A 17,673-nucleotide genomic window follows, 5' to 3' on the forward strand; every position below is an offset into this window, starting at 1 on the left:
CGCACGTCGACCGCGTCCAGCGCGGGCCGCCCGGGCCACGGCTCGTCCAGCCGCAGCCGCTCGCCCGGGGACAGCCGGACGGGCAGGGGGCGCGGGGCGCGGTCCAGGACCCGGCGGCCTAAGAGGCCGTCGGCGCGCACCGCGAGCGTCGGCACGAGGGCGGTCGTACCGCGGTTGACCAGCTCGTACGAGATGCGGTCACCGTGGACGGCGACGTGCTCGACGGACAGCGCGGACAGCGCGGACAGCGCGGGTCCGACGGCCCGCAGGCGCACGTCCACGGTCGCCGTACGGCCGTCGCCGTCCCGCGCGACGAGCGTGCCGGCACGGTCGCCGGGTGCGCTGCCGGACGGGACGGTCACCGTGAAGGGCACGTCGGCGCGGGTGCGGGCGGGCACCCGGACGCGGGCCCGGGCGAAGGCGAACCGGACGCCGGTACCGGTGCCGGTCAGCCGTACCGTGACCGGCCTGCCGCCGCGGTTGGTCACGGACACCGTGTCCCGCAGGGCCGTGCCGGGGGCGCCCTCGGCGTAGACGGCCGGCCGGTCGCCGCCCAGCGGCGCGAGGGTCCAGCCGCCGGCGGCCGAGGCGGGCGGGGCGGCGACGAGCAGGCTCAGCAGGGACACGGGCAGGAGGGCCGCGGGCCGGAGAGCCGCGCGTAGGAGGGCCGCGGGCCGGAGGCACCCCGGCAACAGGGGTCGCGGCGGCAGGGGCGGACGACGTAGGCGGGTGGCGGACGGCATGGGCGGCTCCAGCGCTCGTACCCGGTGTTCAGCGGCGTACGGCCTGGTTCCGGCGGGTGAGCCACAGCGCGCCCGCCACGCCCGCGAGGAGGACGGTGCCGCCGAGCGTGCCCAGCGCTAGCGCGGAGTCCTCGGGGCCGGTCTGGGGAAGTTGCCCGCCGGAGTCGGTGCCGCTCTGCGAAGACGAAGAACCCGAACCGGAACCCGTACCCGTACCCGTACCAGACCCGGATCCGGATCCGGAGGAACCGCCCGCGGCCGTGACGTCCAGGGTCAGGGACGGCTTGGGACTGTTGCTCGGCGTGCAGGTGGTCGTCGTGCCGAGCGCCTTGATGGTGAGCACGCCCGCCGTGAAGGTGACCTTGCCGGTCTTCTTCGGGGTGTAGGTGCCGCTCAAGTCATTGATTTTGATGGGCGTGTTCGCGGGGATCGCGGCCTGGTTCGCCGGGCCCGTCACGCTGATCGTGCCATTGTCGACGCCGCCCAGACTGACGGTGGCGCTCGGGTTCATCGCGCCCTTGCCGAGCTCGACCGGGCTGGAGGAGACGCCCTTCTGCCAGCTCATGGTGATCTTGTAGCCGCTGCCGCTCCTGACGCCCTTGATGTCGATGGGGGAGACCGCGCTCTTGTCGCCGATCGGCGTCTTGCACTGGTAGTTGACGTCCACGACCTCGGCGTGGACCACGGGGGCGGCCAGCAGTACCGCGGAGCCGGCCAGGGCCGCGGCCGACGCGAGCGCGGCGGTTCGTTTCGAGTACACGGCCCCACCTCGTTTCCTGACGGCACATCAGATCGGCCGTCAAGGTACGCCCGGGGTCGTGAGGAAGGAAGACACGGCGCACACCGGAGTTGTGACGATCCCGCGTGCGCGTGGCGGGGGCCGAGTGGAGGGAGCGGCCCCCGGGTGACCGGCGGTCCGGCGCGGCGGGCGGGGCGGGCGGGGCGGGCGGACATGGCGAGCCGACGGCGAACCGCGGCCCGCGTCCAGGGCTACGCCGGAGCGCCCAGTTCCGCCCAGACCGTCTTGCCCGACGCGCCCGGGGTGCGGACGACGCCCCAGTCCAGGCAGAGGCGCTGGACGATGAACATGCCGTGACCGCCGGGGCGCCCGGCACGGTGTGGGGTGCGGGGTGCCGGCTGGCCGGTGCCGCGGTCGGCGACCTCGACGCGGATCACCTTGTTGTCGCAGGCGAGGACCAGTTCGTCGGGCCCCTCCGCGTGCAGGCAGGCGTTCGTGACCAGTTCGGAGACGACCAGCAGTACGTCCTCGGCGGCGGCCCGCTGGTCGGCGGACGCGGCGGGCAGCCAGCCCCACGCGTACAACGCCTGGCGCGCGAAGTCGCGGGCGAGTGGGACGACACCGCTCTCGCCGTCGAGGCGCAGCCGCCGTTCCTCCCGGGGCCTGCGGCCCCCCTCCGACGGCACGGCCGCTTCCCCCGCGGACGCGCCGGCCTCCGGCGCACCCCCCTCGGACGCCCCGGAAGCGCCGCTGGGCTCCGGGCCGCGGTCGCCCGGCGAGTAAGGCCGGGTGGTGCTCATCAGCGCTTCACCTCACCGATTCACCATTCACATTCAGAAGTCGTTCAGTCTCGATCTTGCTGCCGTTCTCGATCCCCGCCGATGGATCACCCACCGAGGCCCACCGATACCGACCGTCCCGATCAGTACCGGAAGACACCGAGAGGTACCGGTCGGTTCCGTTCGGCTCCCATCCGTTACCGCCAGCCCTGCCGGAGGCCCACCGCGTCCGCCGCTGCCTTTGGGTACGTACGTCGCACACGGGCCGTTCGCCGGCTCCACGGTGTTCCCGCACCCCGGGGCCGACAGGTTCAGGATGACTCCTGCCCGGGCGAACCAGGGCGACACCCCCCTTATTCGGCGTGACCGGCACGGACGGCCTCGACTCAGCCGGACTCGTCCGCGAGGGCCTCCTCGACTGAGCCGTGGACGGTGAAGACCGCCTCCGCCCCCGTAATCTCGAACACGCGTGCGACAACCGGCAGCATCCCCGCCAGGTGCACACCCCCGCCGGCGGCCTCCGCCCGCAGTCGCGCGCCGAGCAGCACGTTGAGACCCGTCGAGTCGCAGAACTCCAGCCGCGAGCAGTCCACGACGAGTCGCGAGAATCCCTTGTCGAGAAGGTCGTCGAGGGGTTCCCGCAACAGATCGGCGGTGTGGTGATCAAGCTCACCCGCCGGCGTCACTACGGCGCTGGAACCCTCTTCCCGCACCTCCACCAGAAGCCGGCCCGACTGTGCGCTGCCGACCGTCCCGCGGTCCATGCCGTCTCTACTCCCGAGGTCGTGGCTGCTGACTGCCGCCCTGCCGACGCCTGGCAGGCGCCAGGGCGATGCTTTCGAACCCTACGCCTTCCGTCCACACTCCGACACCCGAACAACCCCACACAAACGGACATAACACACCAAAATGCACTTGCGACAGTCCTGCCGGAACCGATAGGGCTAGTAAGAACACGTAACCCGACACGGCCGGCTTTGGAGGCGCCGCACACCGCAGTGCACGCACGGCTTCGGCAGCCTAATGCCGAGAACGATGGAGGACACCCATGTCACCCCGGCTCGACGCATCGCATACCCGGACGGCGACGTCGACACCCCCACCGGAACAACTGGATCCCATCGATCCCGCGGACCCCCTGCAGGGGCTCCCGGAGATCCCCCCGTACGACGAGATCGCCCCTCTCGACGCACGCGCCCTCTCCAAGACCCTCTTCCAGCGACTGGAATCGCTGGAGGAAGGGACGTGCGAATACTCGTACGTCCGCAACACCCTCGTCGAACTCAACCTCGCGCTGGTCAAGTTCGCCGCCTCTCGCTTCCGCTCCCGCAGTGAGCCCATGGAGGACATCGTCCAGGTCGGCACCATCGGCCTGATCAAGGCGATCGACCGCTTCGAGCTCTCCCGCGGCGTGGAGTTCCCCACGTTCGCGATGCCAACCATCATCGGCGAGATCAAACGCTTCTTCCGTGACACCTCGTGGTCCGTGCGCGTTCCGCGCCGGCTCCAGGAGCTCCGGCTCGACCTGGCCAAGGCCGGCGACGAGCTGGCCCAGAAGCTCGACCGCGCCCCCACCCCGGTCGAACTCGCCGAACGGCTGGGCATCTCCGCCGACGAGGTCATCGAGGGCATGGCCGCCTCGAACGCGTACACCGCCTCCTCGCTGGACGCCCAGCCCGAGGAGGACGATTCCGAGGGCGCCCTCGCCGACCGGATCGGCTACGAGGACCACGGCCTCGAAGGCATCGAGTACGTCGAGTCCCTCAAGCCGCTGATCGCCAAGCTCCCGGCCCGGGACCGGAAGATCCTCTCCCTCCGGTTCGTGGCCAACATGACCCAGTCGGAGATCGGCGAGGAACTCGGCATCTCCCAGATGCACGTGTCCCGACTGCTCTCCCGCACGCTGGTGAAGCTGCGCAAGGGTCTGACCGTGGACGAGTGAGGCCCGCGACGCCCTCGGCGAGGAGATCCTTCGCCGAGGAGGCGTGGACGGCCTTCCCGGCCCTCGTCCCGCACCTTCTCAGCGACGGGCTGGAAGAGGCAGTTCGCGGGCGCCATCAGGTCCCTCCGAATCGGTGGCCAGGTCACACCACACGTATGTGCCGCGACTGCCGTGCCGGGACAGCGGCTGCCAGCCCCACAGGTCGGCGCACGCGCGCGTGAGGGCCGTGCCGCGGCCGCTCTCGGCCTCGGTCAGCTCCTCCAGCCCGCCCGTAGGCCGGGGCGGGGCCGGGTCGGCGTCCCACGCGCCGACCCGCAGCACGTCCTTGGCCCAGCGCACCCGCAGGTCTGCGGGGCCCTTCGTGTGGAGATCGAAGCCGGCAGCTCGGCGATCAGCGAGGAGCGGCTACGCCGGCTTGCGGCACACTGTGCCTGCACGGACGATGAGTTGATCGAGAGCCTCGCGGCAATGGCAACCGACCGCACACGAGGCTGGTGGGACGATTGCCGAGGAGTCCTGCCCCAGGTGCACATGGACGTTGCCGAGGCTGAACACCACGCGACGTACCTGCACGAGGTGGTCATCACCTACGTTCCAGGACTGCTGCAGACACCCGACTACGCGCGAGCCGTCTTCAGTTACATGCGTCCGGAACTGCCGGAGAGTGAACTGGCACCCCGGGTGGAACACAGGATGCGGCGGCGCACAGTCATCGAGGGTGACAACCCCACTCCCTACGAGACGATCGTCCACGAGTTCGCCCTGCGGGTCCGAGTGGCTGACCGTCAGACTTCACTGGCCCAGCTCCGGCAGATTCTGGACGAGATCGAGCAGGGGCACACCACCGTACGCGTCATCCCCACCGATCAGGACGGCTTCGCCGGTGCCGCAGCGTCGATGATGTACCTCGGGGGGCCGGTGCCCCAACTGGACACTGGCCTTCGCGACGGCCCCACCGGTGTCACGTTCATCGATGCGGAGGCTCAACTGAAGCGGCTTCGAACACTCTTCCGTAGGGTGGAAGATGCGTCGCTGGACCCCACAGCGTCACGGGACTTCATCCACCGCTTGACGAAGGAGCTGTGAGACGGCCATGGACCACGCCCTGCACTGGCAGAAGTCCACGTTCTCCGGTGGCGGCGAAGGAGACACCTGCATCGAACTCGCCGCCACCCCCACCGCCCTCCACCTCCGCGAGAGCGAGGACCCCGGCACCCGGCTCACGACCGGCACTGCCCCCGTGGCCCACCTCATACGCGGCCTGAAGTCGGGCCGGTTCCGCACGAGCTGAGGTCGGCCGTCCGACTCGATGGGTTCGGCAGCCCCGTACGTCACCATCACTGGCGGGATGGGCAGATATGGGCCACGAGCTTCCGACGAACACCTAGGTCACGGAGTTCGGGCGTGGCCCATATCTGCCAATGGCACCCCGCCGTCTCCGGAGGGTCAGACCACACGCGTGCCACGTTGCCAGGCCCGGGCGACCAGCGGCACCCCCGGCCGGTACGCCAGGTGCACGTGGCTCGGCGCGTCCAGCAGGATCAGGTCGGCGTACGCGCCGGGGCTGACGCGGCCGATGTCGGAGCGGCGCAGGGCCGCCGCGCCGCCCGCCGTGGCCGACCACACCGCCTCGTTGGGGGTCATCCCCATGTCCCGTACCGCCAGGGCGATGCAGAAGGGGACCGAGGAGGTGAAGGACGAGCCGGGGTTGCAGTCGGTCGACAGGGCCACCGTCACTCCCGCGTCCAGGAGGCGGCGGGCGTCCGGCCACTGCGCCCGGGTGGAGAACTCGGCGCCGGGGAGCAGCGTGGCGACCGTACGGCCGCTCGCCAGGGCGTCGACGTCCGCGTCGGTGAGGTGGGTGCAGTGGTCGGCGCTGGCCGCGTCCAGTTCGACCGCCAGTCGGACGCCGGGGCCGTACGAGAGCTGGTTGGCGTGGATGCGGGGGTGCAGGCCCCTGGCCTTGCCGGCCATGAGGATCGCCCTCGCCTGGTCGCCGTCGAAGGCGCCCTTCTCGCAGAAGACGTCGATCCAGCGGGCGTGCGGGGCGCAGGCGTCGAGCATCTCGCCGGTGACGAGGGCCACGTAGGCGGCCGGGTCGCCGGCGTAGTCGGGGGGGACGATGTGCGCGCCGAGGTAGGTGACCTCGTCGGTGTGCGCGGACGCGATGCGCAGGGCGCGGGACTCGTCCTCGACCGTCAGGCCGTAGCCCGACTTCGTCTCGAACGTGGTCGTGCCCTGGCGCAGGGCCTCGGCGAGGTAGCGGGTGAGGTTGGACTCCAGCTCCTCGTCCGTCGCCGCCCGGGTCGCCGTGACCGTCGTGCGGATGCCGCCCGCGCTGTAGGGGCGGCCGGACATGCGGGCGTTGAACTCCGCCGTGCGGTCGCCCGCGAAGACCAGGTGGGAGTGGGAGTCGACGAAGCCGGGGAGGACCGCTCGGCCGCCGGCGTCGACCCGATTGTCAGTGGCGGGTGCTTTGCTTGCTTCACCGGTCCACGCGATGCGGTCGCCGTCGATGACGACGGCCGCGTCCTGGATCAGACCGAGGGCGGATCCGTCACCGAGGGAGGGATCGTTGGTGACCAGCGTGGCGATGTTGGTGATGGCGGTGCTGCTGCTCATGGCGTCCTCGTGGGTGGTGGGATTCAGCCGCGCACGGCCTGGATCGCGTCCGCCAGCGCCGACGGCACGTCCGGTACGAGGGTGTGCGCGCCGTCCCGTACGACGTGCCGCCCCGCGACGATCGTGTGCCGTACGTCCGCCGCGGTCGCGGCGAATACGGCCGTCTCGGCGCCCAGCCTGGGCAGTGGCCCCGCTGTCCTGACGGAGTCGAGGGCGATCGTGGTGAGGTCGGCGAGCGCCCCGGCCTCGATGGTGCCGGCCTCGTCCCAGCCCAGCGCCGCGTGACCGTCGGCGGAGGCCGCGCGCAGCAGCGCCGCGGCCGTCCAGTGGCCGCGCGCGCGGGTGCGCAGCCGCTCGTTCAGCTCCATCGCGCGCGCCTCCTCGAGGAGGTCGATGACGGCGTGGCTGTCGGAGCCCAGAGAAAGTGGGGAGCCGGCGCGCTGGAGGGGCTTGGCGGGGCCGATGCCGTCGGCGAGGTCGCGTTCCGTCGTGGGGCACATGCAGGTTCCGGTGCGCGAGCCGCCGATCAGGGCGATGTCCTCGTCCGTGAGGTGGGTGTTGTGCACGCCGGTGGTGCGCGGGCCGAGGACGCCGTGGTCGGCGAGCAGCCGGGTGGGCGTGCGGCCGTGCGCGGCCAGGCAGGCGTCGTTCTCGGCGGTCTGCTCGGACAGGTGCACGTGGAGCGGGGTCCGCCGCTCCTCGGCCCAGCGCGCCACCGTTTCCAGCTGGTGTGCGGGCACGGCCCGTACGGAGTGGATCGCGGCCCCGATCCGCGCGTGACCCCGTTCCTTGAGAACTGAACAGCGTTCGGCCCAGGCCTCGGCGGTCCCGTCGGAGAAGCGGAGCTGGTGGGGGTCGGGCGGTTCTCCGAAGCCGGAGGAGAGGTAGCAGGTGTCGAGGAGGGTGATGCGGATCCCGGCTTCGGCGGCGGCCGCGATCAGGGCCTCGCCCATGGCGTTGGGATCGCCGTAGGGGGCGCCGCCGGGGGCGTGGTGCACGTAGTGGAACTCGCCGACCGCCGTGACACCCGCCAGCGCCATCTCGGCGTACACCGCGCGGGCGAGGGCGTGGTACGTGTCCGGGGTCAGCCGGTCCGCGACGGAGTACATGATCTCGCGCCAGGTCCAGAAGGTGCCGGAACCGACCTGGACGGTGCCGCGCAGGGCGCGGTGGAAGGCGTGGCTGTGGGCGTTGGCCAGGCCCGGCAGGGTCAGGCCCCGGAGGATCTCGGCGCCCGGCGGCGGGGCGGGTGTCCGCGTGCGGACGGCCGTGATCCGGCCGTCGGCCACCTCCAGCAGCACCCCCGGCTCGACATGGGTGTCGAGCCAGACGTGCTCCAGCCAGTACGTCGGCGTCGGCTCGGTCGTGGTCACCTGCGGGCCAGCCCTTCCAGTACGTCGGCGAGCGCGGTCACCCCGGCCACGCAGTCGTCCTCGGCGGCGAACTCGGCCGGGGAGTGCGAGACGCCGGTGGGGTTGCGTACGAACAGCATGGCGGTCGGGATGCTCCCGGAGAGGATTCCGGCGTCGTGCCCGGCGCCGGTGCCCAGGACGGGCACCCGCAGGCCCGTGTCCCTGCCCAGGATGCGGGCGAGCTCGTCCCGCAGGGCGTGGTCGAACTCGACGACCGGCGTGAAGGACTCACGGACGACGTCGAGATCGACGCCGTGCGCGGCGGCGTACTCGCGCGCGGCCTTCTCCACGCCCGTGACCACCGCGTCGAGGGTCTCCTGGGCGGCGGCGCGGGAGTCGAGCCAGCCGCGCACCAGGGAGGGGATGGCGTTGACCCCGTTCGGCTCCACCGCGATCTTGCCGAAGGTGGCGACGGCTCCGGCGAGTTCGGCCTCCCGGCGGGCGGCGAGCACGGTCTCGGCGTACGACAGCATCGGGTCGCGGCGGTCCACCAGCCGGGTGGTGCCGGCGTGGTTGGCCTCGCCCCGGAAGTCGAAGCGCCAGCGGCCGTGCGGCCAGATGGCGCCGGCGATGCCGACGCGGTCGCCGGACAGGTCCAGCGCCCGGCCCTGCTCGACGTGCAGTTCGACGAAGGCGCCGATCCGGGCGAGCCGCTGCGGGTCCGGTCCGATGGCGTCGGGGTCGTACCCGGCGTTCTCCATGGCCCGCGGCAGCGTGACGCCGTCGCCGTCGGTCAGCCGGTGCGCCTGCTCGACGGTGAGCTGCCCGGCGGTGAGCCGCGAGCCGACACAGGCGAGTCCGAAGCGGGCGCCCTCCTCGTCGCCGAAGTTGACGATGGCGAGGGGCTTTTCGAGCCGCGCCGCCCTCCCGCGCAGTTCGTCGAGGGCGGCGAAGGAGGACACGACCCCGAGGGGGCCGTCGAAGGCGCCGCCGTCCGGCACGGAGTCCAGGTGCGAGCCGGTGACGACGGCGTCCCCGGCGGCCGGGTCCCCGAGCCAGGCCCACTGGTTGCCGTTGCGGTCGACCTCGTACGCCAGTCCCCGCGTCTCGGCCTGCTCCCTGAACCAGGCCCGGCAGTCGGCGTCGGCCCCGGTCCAGGCGTAGCGGCGGTAGCCGCCCGATCCGGCGTGCCGGCCGACGGGGAGCAGCTCCCGCCACATCTCCTGGAAGGAGCCGGCACCGCCGGGCCGTGGGCCGCCGGCGTCCGGTTCCGCGGGCCGGGCGGGCTGTGCGCGGTCGTCGCGGAGGGTGGGCCCGGCCGGGCCCGGGGGCGGCGACGGGACGCCGGCCCGCACCGGAGAGTCGCCGCCCGGCCTGCCGTCGCGCGTCACGCGCCGTCACCCTCGCGCATCGGCACCCGCACGTCCCGCTCCTCGGCCACCGACTCCGCGATGTCGTACCCGGCGTCCACGTGCCGGATGACGCCCATGCCCGGGTCGTTGGTGAGCACCCGGCGGATCTTCTCGCCGCCGAGCTTCGTGCCGTCGGCGACGGTGACCTGTCCGGCGTGGATGGACCGGCCCATGCCGACGCCGCCGCCGTGGTGGATGGACACCCAGGACGCCCCGGAGGCCACGTTGACCATGGCGTTCAGCAGCGGCCAGTCGGCGATGGCGTCGGAACCGTCGAGCATGGCCTCGGTCTCGCGGTACGGGGAGGCCACGGAGCCGCAGTCGAGGTGGTCGCGGCCGATGGCCAGTGGGGCCGCGAGCTCACCGGAGGCCACCATGTCGTTGAAGCGCTCGCCGGCCTTGTCGCGCTCGCCGTAGCCGAGCCAGCAGATGCGGGCGGGCAGGCCCTGGAAGTGGACGCGCTCGCCGGCCATCTTGATCCAGCGGGCCAGGGACTCGTTCTCGGGGAAGAGGTCGAGGATCGCCCTGTCGGTCTTGGCGATGTCGGCGGGGTCGCCGGAGAGGGCCGCCCAGCGGAAGGGGCCCTTGCCCTCGCAGAAGAGCGGGCGGATGTAGGCGGGGACGAAGCCGGGGAAGGCGAACGCACGGCTGTATCCGGCGAGTCGGGCCTCGCCGCGGATGGAGTTGCCGTAGTCGAAGACCTCGGCGCCGGCGTCCTGGAAGCCGACCATGGCCTCGACGTGCTTCGCCATCGACTCGCGCGCGCGGGTGGTGAAGCCGGCCGGGTCCTTGGCGGCCGCGTCGGCCATGTCCTCGAAGGCGACGCCGAGCGGCAGGTAGGACAGCGGGTCGTGGGCCGAGGTCTGGTCGGTGACGATGTCGATGGGGGCGTTCATCGCCAGCAGCTGCGGGACCAGCTCGGCCGCGTTGCCGAGCACGCCGATGGACAGCGGGCGGCGGGCGTCGCGGGCCGCTACGGCCAGCTGGAGGGCGTGGTCGAGGGAGTCGGCCTGCACGTCGAGGTAGCGGTGCTCGATGCGGCGCTCGATGGCGCGCGGGTCGCAGTCGATACAGATCGCGACGCCGTCGTTCATGGTGACCGCGAGGGGCTGGGCGCCGCCCATGCCGCCCAGGCCGGCCGTCAGGGTGATGGTGCCGGCGAGGGTGCCGGCGAACTTCTTGGCGGCCACGGCGGCGAAGGTCTCGTAGGTGCCCTGGAGGATGCCCTGGGTGCCGATGTAGATCCAGGAGCCGGCGGTCATCTGGCCGTACATGGTCAGGCCGAGGGCCTCCAGGCGGCGGAACTCCTCCCAGGTGGCCCAGTCGCCGACGAGGTTGGAGTTGGCGATGAGGACGCGCGGGGCCCACTCGTGGGTCTGCATCACGCCGACCGGGCGGCCGGACTGGACGAGCATGGTCTCGTCCTGCTTCAGGGTGCGCAGGGTGCGGACCATGGCGTCGAAGGAGCGCCAGTCACGGGCCGCCTTGCCGGTGCCGCCGTACACGACGAGCTTGTCGGGGTGCTCGGCGACCTCGGGGTCGAGGTTGTTCTGCAGCATCCGCAGGGCGGCTTCCTGCTGCCAGCCCAGGGCGCTCAGTTCCGTACCGCGCGGGGCTCGTACGGGGCGGGGTCCCGACATCGTCTGCCTCCTCCTGTTGCCACGTCTATTCAAATCATGACCGCCTGAATAGGGCTAGTCAATACATCGGGGCGCCGAGTCCGCGCGCCGTGGGTGCATGGCGGGACATGCTGGAGGAACGGGTCCACACACCGACAGGGCGGGAGAAGCCGTGCAGCAGGGCATGGACACCACAGGCGCCGGCAGCACAGAGGCGAACGGCAGCACCGACACCGACCGCACGGGGGAAGGCCGCGCGGCCCGGCGCGACGCGGCGGTGCGGGCCGCCGTGGAACAGGGGCTGCTCGGTCCCGGCGCCCCCGTCGTGGGACTGCTGGACGTCACCGGCATCCGGGAGTCGGCGGCCGGGCTGCGCGCGGCGTTCGCGGAGGTACTGGCGCCGGGTACGCCGGTGCTGCACGCGTTCGCGGTGAAGGCCACCCCGCTGGTGCCGGTGCTGCGGCTGCTGCACGAGGCGGGGATCGGCGCGGAGGTGGCGAGCCCGGGCGAGCTGGCCCTGGCTCGGGCGGCCGGGGTGCCGCCGGAGCGGATCGTGCTGGACTCGCCCGCCAAGACGCCCGAGGAGCTGCGGGAGGCGCTGGCACTCGGGGTCGCGGTCAACGCGGACAATCCGCAGGAACTGGCGCGCATCGATGCCCTGACGGGCACCGCGCCCAGCCGTTCCCCGCTCGGCATCCGGGTCAATCCGCAGATCGGCGGGGGCTCGATCGAGGCGACCTCGACGGCGACGGAGACCTCGAAGTTCGGGGTGGCGCTGCGCGACGAGGGGGCGCGGGAGTGGGTGGTGCGGGCATATCTGGACCGGCCGTGGCTGACCCGGCTGCACGCGCACACCGGCTCACAGGGCATCCCGCTGTCGCTGATGGCGCGGGGGGTGGCCGAGGCGTACGGGCTCGCCGAGGAGATCAACGCGCGCGCGGGGCGGCGGCAGGTGGACACGCTCGACATCGGCGGCGGGCTGCCGGTGAACTTCGGCTCCGACGCGGTGACACCGACGTACGCGCGGTACGCCCGGCTGCTGAGCGAGGTGGTGCCGGGGCTGTGTGAGGGGCGGTACGGGCTGGTGACGGAGTTCGGGCGGTCCCTGCTGGCCAAGCACGGGACGGTGCTGGCCCGGGTGGAGTACGCCAAGAGCGCGGGCGGGCGGCGGGTGGCGGTGACGCACGCGGGCGTGCAGGTGGCGGCGCGGACAGTGTACGTGCCGGGGGCGTGGCCGCTCAGGATCGCCGCGTACGACGCGAAGGGGCGGCCGAAGACGGGGCCCGAGGTGGTGCAGGACGTGGCGGGGCCCGCCTGCTTCTCGGGCGACCTGCTCGCCCAGGGGCGCGCCCTGCCCTTGCTGGAGCAGGGCGACCACGCGGCGGCGCTGGACACCGGCGCCTACTACTTCGCGCACCACTACACCTACAACTCCCTCGCACGGCCCGGCATTTACGGCTTCGCCCCGGACGGTTCGGGAGGCGTTGCGTTCGCGACGGTGCGCGAACCGCAGACGCCCGAGGAGATCGTGGCCGAGTCCGGAGGGGCGCACGTCACGGCCCTCACCACCCTCGGCATATCCGGACGCCGTTGACGCACCGCCCGTTCACTCGATCAAGTGGGCTGACATCAGGTCAAGTTGACCCACACTAGCCCCTCGGACGCATGTTCCACCGGAAAATGCCAGAAGCCTCACCCGCCACGCACACGTTGCGTAGTCTCTGCGTCACTCAACCGGAGTCCCAGGCGGGAGGGGAGCCCAACGGTGCCCGGAATCGACGAGTGCCTACTGGAAGCGATGCGTCTGCCCGGTGCCCGGGGCGCGGCGCTGGTGGACTGGACGAGCGGGCTGGCCCTGGGCACGGTCGGGGACTCCCCCGGCGGTGACCACGAGACGACCGCGGCCGAGGCGGCCGAACTGGCCCGGCTGGCCGCCGAGCACCGGGCGTTCGCCGCCGCCGGTGACCCCGGGGACGAGCACCCGCCGGTCGAGGACCTGATCATCAGCAACCGGGACAGCTACCACCTGCTCCGGTTCGTGGACACGTCGTTCGACAGCACCGTGCTGCTGCACCTGTGGCTGGCCCGCCAGGACGGCAACCTCGCCCTCGCGCGGATCCGGCTCGGCGAGATGGCGGCCGGGCTGGTGCTGGGATGACCATGGTCAGAACGCCTCCGCCGCCGCCCCTGCCCGTGCGGGACCGAGGAGCCGAACCGGACTGGGACCGCGCCGCCCTCTCGCCGATGCTGACCCGGCTCGCCGAGGAACGGGCCACCGGCGTCCTCGTCCGCGAGCACGGCACGCTGCACCTCGCCGAGGGCCGGGTGGTGCATGCCGAGAGCCCCCTCGCCCCGGGCCTCGGCCTGCTCCTCACGGCCCACGGCACGCTCGAGCCGGCCACCTGGCGGCAGGCCGCGGAACGGGCCGGCGACGCGCCCGGCGCCGCCCGTCTGCTGCTCGGCGCCGGACGGCTGACGGCGGGCGCGCTGGAGCTGTGCCACCTGGGCGCGGTGTTCGACGCCGGGTACTTCGCCCTGGCCCCGAGCGGCACCCCCGGCCACTTCCGGTACGGGCCGGTGACCGCCCCGGCCGCCCTGCGCCCCGTCCCGGTCACCGCGCTGGAGCGGGAGACCCTGCGCCGCCGCCTGCTGCTGCACCGCGTCTGGCCGGACCCGGCGACCGACAGCGCGCCGCTGATCCGGGCCGACCCGGCCACGGCCCCGCAGGTCACGCCCCGTCAGCGGGCGGTGCTGACGCGGGTGAACGGCGACCGTACGGCGGCGGGCATCGCGCTGGAGCTGGGCCGGCCCGCCTTCCACACCCTGATGGACGTACGGCGGCTGGCGGCGGCGGGCCTGGTGGTGCCGGACCCGGCGGCGCCGGACCCACCGGCTCACCCACCGCCCCCACCCTCACCCCCGGTCACCGACCCCGACATCGCGCTGCTGAAGAGGCTCAGGGATGCGCTGGAGGCCCTTTGAACGGCACCGCCCCGCCGAGAGGAGACACCTGATGGCGGCCGAGCCAGAGATCCACGCGATCCTGGACGAACTACGGCGACTGCGCAGCCGCGTCCCCCAGCTGACCGGCGCCCTGGCGGCCGGCGTCGACGGCCTCGTCGTCGCGCACGACACCCCCGGCGCCGACCCCGACGGCCTGGCGGCGCTCACCGCGGCGGCGCTCGGCGTCGCCGTCCGGGTCGCCGACGCCACCGGGCAGGGCGGCTTCCGGGAACTGCTGGTCCGCGGCGAGAAGGGCTACGTCGCCACCTACGCGGCCGGCCGCACCGCCGTCCTGACCCTGCTCGCCGAGGACCGGGTCAACGTCGGCCGGCTGCACCTGGAGGGCCGCCGCGCGGGCGCCCGGATCGGGGAGCTGGTCGACGCGGCGGAGGCGGCCGCCAGGGCCGCCGAGGCCGGCCCGCCCGCCCGGCCGCCCGCCCGGACCAGCACCGCACGGCCCCTCAGACCCACGCGTACGCCACGTGCCGCGGCCACCGACGCGCGCACCGCAACCGACAGTTGAACAGCCGAAAGGAACACGACACACCATGGCCAACACCGAGACCGCGCTGAAGGAATGCCTCGCCTCCATCGAGGGCGCCACCGGCGTCGCCCTCGTCGACTACACCAGCGGGATGGCGCTGGGCACGATGGGCGGCAGCAAGAGCTTCGACCTCAACGTGGCCGCCGCCGGGAACACCGACGTCATCCGGGCCAAAATGCGCACCATGGAGCACCTCGGGCTGAAGGGCGAGATCGAGGACATCCTGATCACCCTGTCGAACCAGTACCACCTGATCCGGCTGCTCAAGGGGCGCGGCGGCAACGGCCTGTTCCTCTACCTGGTGCTGGACGCCGGCCGGGCCAACCTGGCGATGGCCCGGCACCAGCTGAAGAAGATCGAGGAGGAACTGGAGGTCTGAGCGCGGCCTGAGCGCGGCCCGGGCGGCGGTCAGACGAGCGCCGCGGTGCGGCGGCGGGCCCCGCCCGGGGCCGCGTCGCCCGCCGCGATGCCCGTACCGCGGTAGGCCTTGACGGCCTTGCCCGCGGGGCGGCCGCCGCGCTTGCCGAGCCAGTCGACACGGACCCACAGCAGCAGGTCCAGGGCCCGCTCGCGCCGCCCGAGCCAGGCCGCCTTCAGCCTGAGCCCGGCGCCGGTCCCGGCCAGCAGCAGCCCTCCGGCCGAGGGCACCGCGAAGGCGCTGCCGAGCGCGGCGAGGAAGGCCAGCAGCAGCCACCAGCGGTGCCCCCGGCGCCAGTTGCGCACGGTCACCGCGCGGTCCTGGAGCACGTCGTGCCTGCCCGCGCGGGCCACCCCGCGGGTGAGAGCGGCGTACCGCCCGCGGTGCGCGAGGGCCACCACGGCGGCGGCGACGAGGAACAACGCGGCCCCCGCGAGCACGCCGATCCGGCGCCCGGTCACCCCGGGCGGCAGTACCCCGACGCCGGCCGCGATCACCCCGAGCCACCACAGCGGCGCCGCCCCGGCCCGTACGACGACGGCCACCCGGGCCAGTCCCTGTCCTCCACGCGTCATGTCCACAGCCTCCTCGCCGGTCTCGGTCCCGTCCGTGTGCCGGGACGCTAGCGAGCGAAGGTGAGACGAGTCTGAGAACAGGGCCAGGAACGCCGGATCATTCCACGAACAGCCCCCGCGCCGCCGCCCGCGCGTCGAACTCCTCCAGCCGCGCCTGGGCGTCCGGCAGGTCGTCGCACATGGCCTCCAGCAGCACCCGCCCGAGCAGCATCGGCGCGCACGCGGTGTCGAAGGCCAGGCCCGTGCCGACGGCGGCCGGAAGGAGCAGGTCGGACACCTTGGCGACCGGCGCGAACGCCGAGTCGGCGACGGTGACCACGGTCAGGCCCGCCTCCCTGGCGTAGCCGAGGGTGTCGACGACCTCGCGGGGGTGCCGGGGCAGCGCGAAGCACAGCAGCGCGGTGGCACCGGCCCGGACGGCCGCGTCGATGCGGTCGTGGACCATGGTGCCGCCCTCGTCGAGCAGCCGGACGTCCGGATGGACCTTGGCGGCGAAGTACGCGAAGCCGTACGCCTGGGAGGCGGCGGCGCGCAGCCCGAGCACCGGCAGCGGGCGGGAGGCGGCGAGCAGCCGGCCGGCCCGCCGCACCGGGCCCGGATCGGCCAGCAGCTCCGCGAGGTGCCGCAGGTTCTCGATCTCGTTCTCCACGGCCTGCTGGTACTCGTTGTACGACGTCGTGCCCGCCGCCGGCTCGGCGGGCACGACGTCGCGCAGGTGCTTGCGCAGGGCCGGGTAGCCGTCGAAGCCGAGGGCGACCGCGAAGCGGGTCACGGAGGGCTGGCTGACCCCGGCCAGTTCGGCCAGTTCCACGCTGGACAGGAAAGGCACGTCGCCGGCCCGCCGCACCATGCTGTGCGCGATGCGCCGCTGGGTCGGCGTGAGCCGGTGCCCCTCGAAGAGCGCCTGCAAGCGGGCGGCAGGACTGTCGGTCACGCTCATGACGGGCTCCCCCTCGCCTCTATTCAGTCGCTGAGGATTTTGCATGAGTGTATGCAGCACGGCAAGCGGTACCGCCACCTCCCCGACAGGGGGGTTAGCCCCAGTGCGGCGGGTCTCCCGGCTTTCTACCGTGTCCTCATGACCGCTATGGAGGCGCGGGACGCCGACCTGAGGAAAGAACTCGACGCCACGCTGCAGGCGCGCCGGGAGCTGGGGGAGGAGTACGAGTCCGCGCTGGTGGACTCGTTCCTGGAGAAGGTCGAGCAGCGCATCGACGGCACGGTGGAGCGCCGGGTGCGCCGGCAGCTGGCCGAGCAGCAGCTCCAGGTCGCCCGGGGCAGCCGGGAGCCGAAGAACGACGACTCCTGGGGTGAGCGCTTCGGCTTCGGCATCGTCTCGCTGGTGCTGGCGGTCCCGCTGTCGGCGATCGGCGGCGGCGTCGCGCACCTGCCCGGCCTGCTGACCGCCTGGGTGGGCGTCGTGGGCGTCAACGCGGTGCAGGCGGCCCGTGCCAACCCGGGCCTGTTCGGCCACCGGCGCCGCTCCTCCTCCCAGGACTCCGGCTGGGAGGGCTGACGGAGGGTCCCTCACGCCTGCCGGGTGGGCGGCACCATGATCTGCCGCAGGGTCACGGGCCGGGGCCGGCTCGTCACGTAGGCGACGGCGTCCGCGACCTCCTCGGAGGCCGGCCCGCCGAGCCCCTCGAACACGCCGTCGAGTTCCGCGGTCGGCACCGCGCTGCCCACCCGCGTGCGTCCCGAGTTCGCTCCGCGTCAGCCACGGCTCGATGTCGGTGACCCGAAGATCCGGCACCCGGTGGCCGGCCTGCTGCCCCTTCCGTACGAGACGCTGACCGTCCCGGCGGACCCGGAGCGGACGATCGTGGCGTAGGCCCCCGGGCCGGGCTCGCAGACGGCGGGACGGCCGGCGATGCCGGGCCGTGGGGAGTCGAGTCCCGCCCGCTGCAAAAGCTGTGCGCGGGGAC

21 protein-coding genes and 1 pseudogene are annotated in these 17,673 nt (G+C 73.1%); 10 read left to right on the top strand and 12 right to left on the bottom strand.

Annotated elements, in window-relative coordinates; all coding sequences use genetic code 11:
- The 4 genes from ABZX30_RS05420 to ABZX30_RS05435 all read right to left on the bottom strand — a co-directional run.
- On the bottom strand, window positions 1-626 hold a 626-nt coding region (locus ABZX30_RS05420), incomplete at its 3' end, for a hypothetical protein (protein WP_355929128.1).
- A gap of 145 nt (window positions 627-771) precedes the next feature.
- A complete protein-coding gene (locus tag ABZX30_RS05425) occupies window positions 772-1,503 on the bottom strand; it encodes an LPXTG cell wall anchor domain-containing protein (protein WP_355929131.1) in 732 nt (243 codons plus the stop codon).
- A 230-nt stretch (window positions 1,504-1,733) separates the two neighbouring features.
- Complete coding sequence (locus ABZX30_RS05430; protein WP_355929133.1) at window positions 1,734-2,282, bottom strand: ATP-binding protein; 549 nt, start codon at window positions 2,280-2,282, stop codon at window positions 1,734-1,736.
- Window positions 2,283-2,647: 365 nt separating this feature from the next.
- On the bottom strand, window positions 2,648-3,025 hold the full coding sequence (locus tag ABZX30_RS05435; RefSeq protein ID WP_132852949.1) for an STAS domain-containing protein: 378 nt from the start codon (window positions 3,023-3,025) through the stop codon (window positions 2,648-2,650).
- 284 nt (window positions 3,026-3,309) lie between these two features.
- On the opposite strand from ABZX30_RS05435, the gene ABZX30_RS05440 reads away from it, so the two are divergent.
- Window positions 3,310-4,203: an RNA polymerase sigma factor SigF gene (locus ABZX30_RS05440; RefSeq protein WP_355929137.1), complete on the top strand. Its 894-nt coding sequence runs from the start codon at window positions 3,310-3,312 to the stop codon at window positions 4,201-4,203.
- A gap of 78 nt (window positions 4,204-4,281) precedes the next feature.
- On the opposite strand, the pseudogene ABZX30_RS05445 reads toward ABZX30_RS05440, so the two are convergent.
- Window positions 4,282-4,569: pseudogene (locus tag ABZX30_RS05445) on the bottom strand (ATP-binding protein); the annotation flags it as partial.
- On the opposite strand from ABZX30_RS05445, the gene ABZX30_RS05450 reads away from it, so the two are divergent.
- Both ABZX30_RS05450 and ABZX30_RS05455 read left to right on the top strand, forming a co-directional pair.
- Window positions 4,567-5,289: a DUF5753 domain-containing protein gene (locus ABZX30_RS05450; protein WP_355929140.1), complete on the top strand. Its 723-nt coding sequence runs from the start codon at window positions 4,567-4,569 to the stop codon at window positions 5,287-5,289. The pseudogene ABZX30_RS05445 and the gene ABZX30_RS05450 overlap by 3 nt on opposite strands.
- A 7-nt stretch (window positions 5,290-5,296) precedes the next feature.
- A complete protein-coding gene (locus ABZX30_RS05455; protein WP_355929142.1) occupies window positions 5,297-5,494 on the top strand; it encodes a DUF397 domain-containing protein in 198 nt (65 codons plus the stop codon).
- 155 nt (window positions 5,495-5,649) lie between these two features.
- Here ABZX30_RS05455 and hutI read toward each other — a convergent pair whose 3' ends face one another.
- From hutI to hutU, 4 genes are all read right to left on the bottom strand, one after another.
- Window positions 5,650-6,825 carry an imidazolonepropionase gene (hutI, locus tag ABZX30_RS05460; protein WP_355929144.1) on the bottom strand — a complete coding sequence of 392 codons (1,176 nt, stop codon included), beginning with the start codon at window positions 6,823-6,825 and terminating at the stop codon, window positions 5,650-5,652.
- Window positions 6,826-6,848: 23 nt separating this feature from the next.
- Window positions 6,849-8,198: a formimidoylglutamate deiminase gene (locus ABZX30_RS05465; RefSeq protein ID WP_355929147.1), complete on the bottom strand. Its 1,350-nt coding sequence runs from the start codon at window positions 8,196-8,198 to the stop codon at window positions 6,849-6,851.
- Window positions 8,195-9,397: an allantoate amidohydrolase gene (locus ABZX30_RS05470; RefSeq protein WP_355929505.1), complete on the bottom strand. Its 1,203-nt coding sequence runs from the start codon at window positions 9,395-9,397 to the stop codon at window positions 8,195-8,197. The genes ABZX30_RS05465 and ABZX30_RS05470 overlap by 4 nt, the downstream gene beginning before the upstream one ends.
- Before the next feature lie 167 nt (window positions 9,398-9,564).
- On the bottom strand, window positions 9,565-11,229 hold the full coding sequence (gene hutU, locus ABZX30_RS05475) for a urocanate hydratase (RefSeq protein ID WP_355929150.1): 1,665 nt from the start codon (window positions 11,227-11,229) through the stop codon (window positions 9,565-9,567).
- Window positions 11,230-11,392: 163 nt separating this feature from the next.
- Here hutU and ABZX30_RS05480 point away from each other — a divergent pair, with 163 nt between their 5' ends.
- The 5 genes from ABZX30_RS05480 to ABZX30_RS05500 all read left to right on the top strand — a co-directional run bounded on the left by ABZX30_RS05480 (window position 11,393) and on the right by ABZX30_RS05500 (window position 15,134).
- On the top strand, window positions 11,393-12,802 hold the full coding sequence (locus tag ABZX30_RS05480) for a diaminopimelate decarboxylase (protein ID WP_355929152.1): 1,410 nt from the start codon (window positions 11,393-11,395) through the stop codon (window positions 12,800-12,802).
- A 171-nt stretch (window positions 12,803-12,973) separates the two neighbouring features.
- Window positions 12,974-13,366: a hypothetical protein gene (locus ABZX30_RS05485; RefSeq protein ID WP_355929155.1), complete on the top strand. Its 393-nt coding sequence runs from the start codon at window positions 12,974-12,976 to the stop codon at window positions 13,364-13,366.
- The gene (locus ABZX30_RS05490) at window positions 13,363-14,190 is read left to right on the top strand and encodes a transcriptional regulator (RefSeq protein ID WP_355929158.1); all 828 of its coding nucleotides are present in this window, start codon (window positions 13,363-13,365) and stop codon (window positions 14,188-14,190) included. Before ABZX30_RS05485 ends, ABZX30_RS05490 begins: the two co-directional genes overlap by 4 nt.
- Before the next feature lie 31 nt (window positions 14,191-14,221).
- Entirely contained in the window at window positions 14,222-14,734 is a 513-nt protein-coding gene (locus tag ABZX30_RS05495; RefSeq protein WP_355929161.1) for a roadblock/LC7 domain-containing protein, read from the top strand.
- 25 nt (window positions 14,735-14,759) lie between these two features.
- The gene (locus ABZX30_RS05500) at window positions 14,760-15,134 is read left to right on the top strand and encodes a hypothetical protein (protein ID WP_355929164.1); all 375 of its coding nucleotides are present in this window, start codon (window positions 14,760-14,762) and stop codon (window positions 15,132-15,134) included.
- Window positions 15,135-15,163: 29 nt separating this feature from the next.
- Here ABZX30_RS05500 and ABZX30_RS05505 read toward each other — a convergent pair whose 3' ends face one another.
- Entirely contained in the window at window positions 15,164-15,748 is a 585-nt protein-coding gene (locus tag ABZX30_RS05505; RefSeq protein WP_355929166.1) for a hypothetical protein, read from the bottom strand.
- 97 nt (window positions 15,749-15,845) lie between these two features.
- Window positions 15,846-16,688: a MurR/RpiR family transcriptional regulator gene (locus ABZX30_RS05510; protein WP_355929168.1), complete on the bottom strand. Its 843-nt coding sequence runs from the start codon at window positions 16,686-16,688 to the stop codon at window positions 15,846-15,848.
- 147 nt (window positions 16,689-16,835) lie between these two features.
- On the opposite strand from ABZX30_RS05510, the gene ABZX30_RS05515 reads away from it, so the two are divergent.
- Window positions 16,836-17,264, top strand: a complete 429-nt coding sequence (locus ABZX30_RS05515) for a hypothetical protein (protein WP_355929507.1) — start codon at window positions 16,836-16,838, stop codon at window positions 17,262-17,264.
- An 11-nt stretch (window positions 17,265-17,275) separates the two neighbouring features.
- Here the strand turns inward: ABZX30_RS05515 and ABZX30_RS05520 are convergent, their stop codons facing one another.
- Window positions 17,276-17,434: a hypothetical protein gene (locus ABZX30_RS05520; protein ID WP_355929170.1), complete on the bottom strand. Its 159-nt coding sequence runs from the start codon at window positions 17,432-17,434 to the stop codon at window positions 17,276-17,278.
- Between the two features lie 4 nt (window positions 17,435-17,438).
- Here ABZX30_RS05520 and ABZX30_RS05525 point away from each other — a divergent pair, with 4 nt between their 5' ends.
- Window positions 17,439-17,579: a hypothetical protein gene (locus ABZX30_RS05525; RefSeq protein WP_355929172.1), complete on the top strand. Its 141-nt coding sequence runs from the start codon at window positions 17,439-17,441 to the stop codon at window positions 17,577-17,579.
- Window positions 17,580-17,673 lie beyond the last annotated feature (94 nt).

Origin of the sequence: Streptomyces sp. NPDC004542 (assembly GCF_040610035.1) — a bacterium.
Classification (GTDB): domain Bacteria; phylum Actinomycetota; class Actinomycetes; order Streptomycetales; family Streptomycetaceae; genus Streptomyces.

Coding starts and splice junctions, on each gene's coding strand:
- hutI (WP_355929144.1), bottom strand. CDS start 6,825: ATGAGCAGCAGCACCGCCATCACCAACATCGCCACGCTGGTCACCAAC.
- ABZX30_RS05455 (WP_355929142.1), top strand. CDS start 5,297: ATGGACCACGCCCTGCACTGGCAGAAGTCCACGTTCTCCGGTGGCGGC.
- ABZX30_RS05480 (WP_355929152.1), top strand. CDS start 11,393: ATGGACACCACAGGCGCCGGCAGCACAGAGGCGAACGGCAGCACCGAC.
- ABZX30_RS05430 (WP_355929133.1), bottom strand. CDS start 2,282: ATGAGCACCACCCGGCCTTACTCGCCGGGCGACCGCGGCCCGGAGCCC.
- ABZX30_RS05515 (WP_355929507.1), top strand. CDS start 16,836: ATGGAGGCGCGGGACGCCGACCTGAGGAAAGAACTCGACGCCACGCTG.
- ABZX30_RS05440 (WP_355929137.1), top strand. CDS start 3,310: ATGTCACCCCGGCTCGACGCATCGCATACCCGGACGGCGACGTCGACA.
- ABZX30_RS05495 (WP_355929161.1), top strand. CDS start 14,222: ATGGCGGCCGAGCCAGAGATCCACGCGATCCTGGACGAACTACGGCGA.
- ABZX30_RS05510 (WP_355929168.1), bottom strand. CDS start 16,688: ATGAGCGTGACCGACAGTCCTGCCGCCCGCTTGCAGGCGCTCTTCGAG.
- ABZX30_RS05470 (WP_355929505.1), bottom strand. CDS start 9,397: ATGTGGCGGGAGCTGCTCCCCGTCGGCCGGCACGCCGGATCGGGCGGC.
- ABZX30_RS05490 (WP_355929158.1), top strand. CDS start 13,363: ATGACCATGGTCAGAACGCCTCCGCCGCCGCCCCTGCCCGTGCGGGAC.
- ABZX30_RS05505 (WP_355929166.1), bottom strand. CDS start 15,748: ATGACGCGTGGAGGACAGGGACTGGCCCGGGTGGCCGTCGTCGTACGG.
- hutU (WP_355929150.1), bottom strand. CDS start 11,229: ATGTCGGGACCCCGCCCCGTACGAGCCCCGCGCGGTACGGAACTGAGC.
- ABZX30_RS05500 (WP_355929164.1), top strand. CDS start 14,760: ATGGCCAACACCGAGACCGCGCTGAAGGAATGCCTCGCCTCCATCGAG.
- ABZX30_RS05435 (WP_132852949.1), bottom strand. CDS start 3,025: ATGGACCGCGGGACGGTCGGCAGCGCACAGTCGGGCCGGCTTCTGGTG.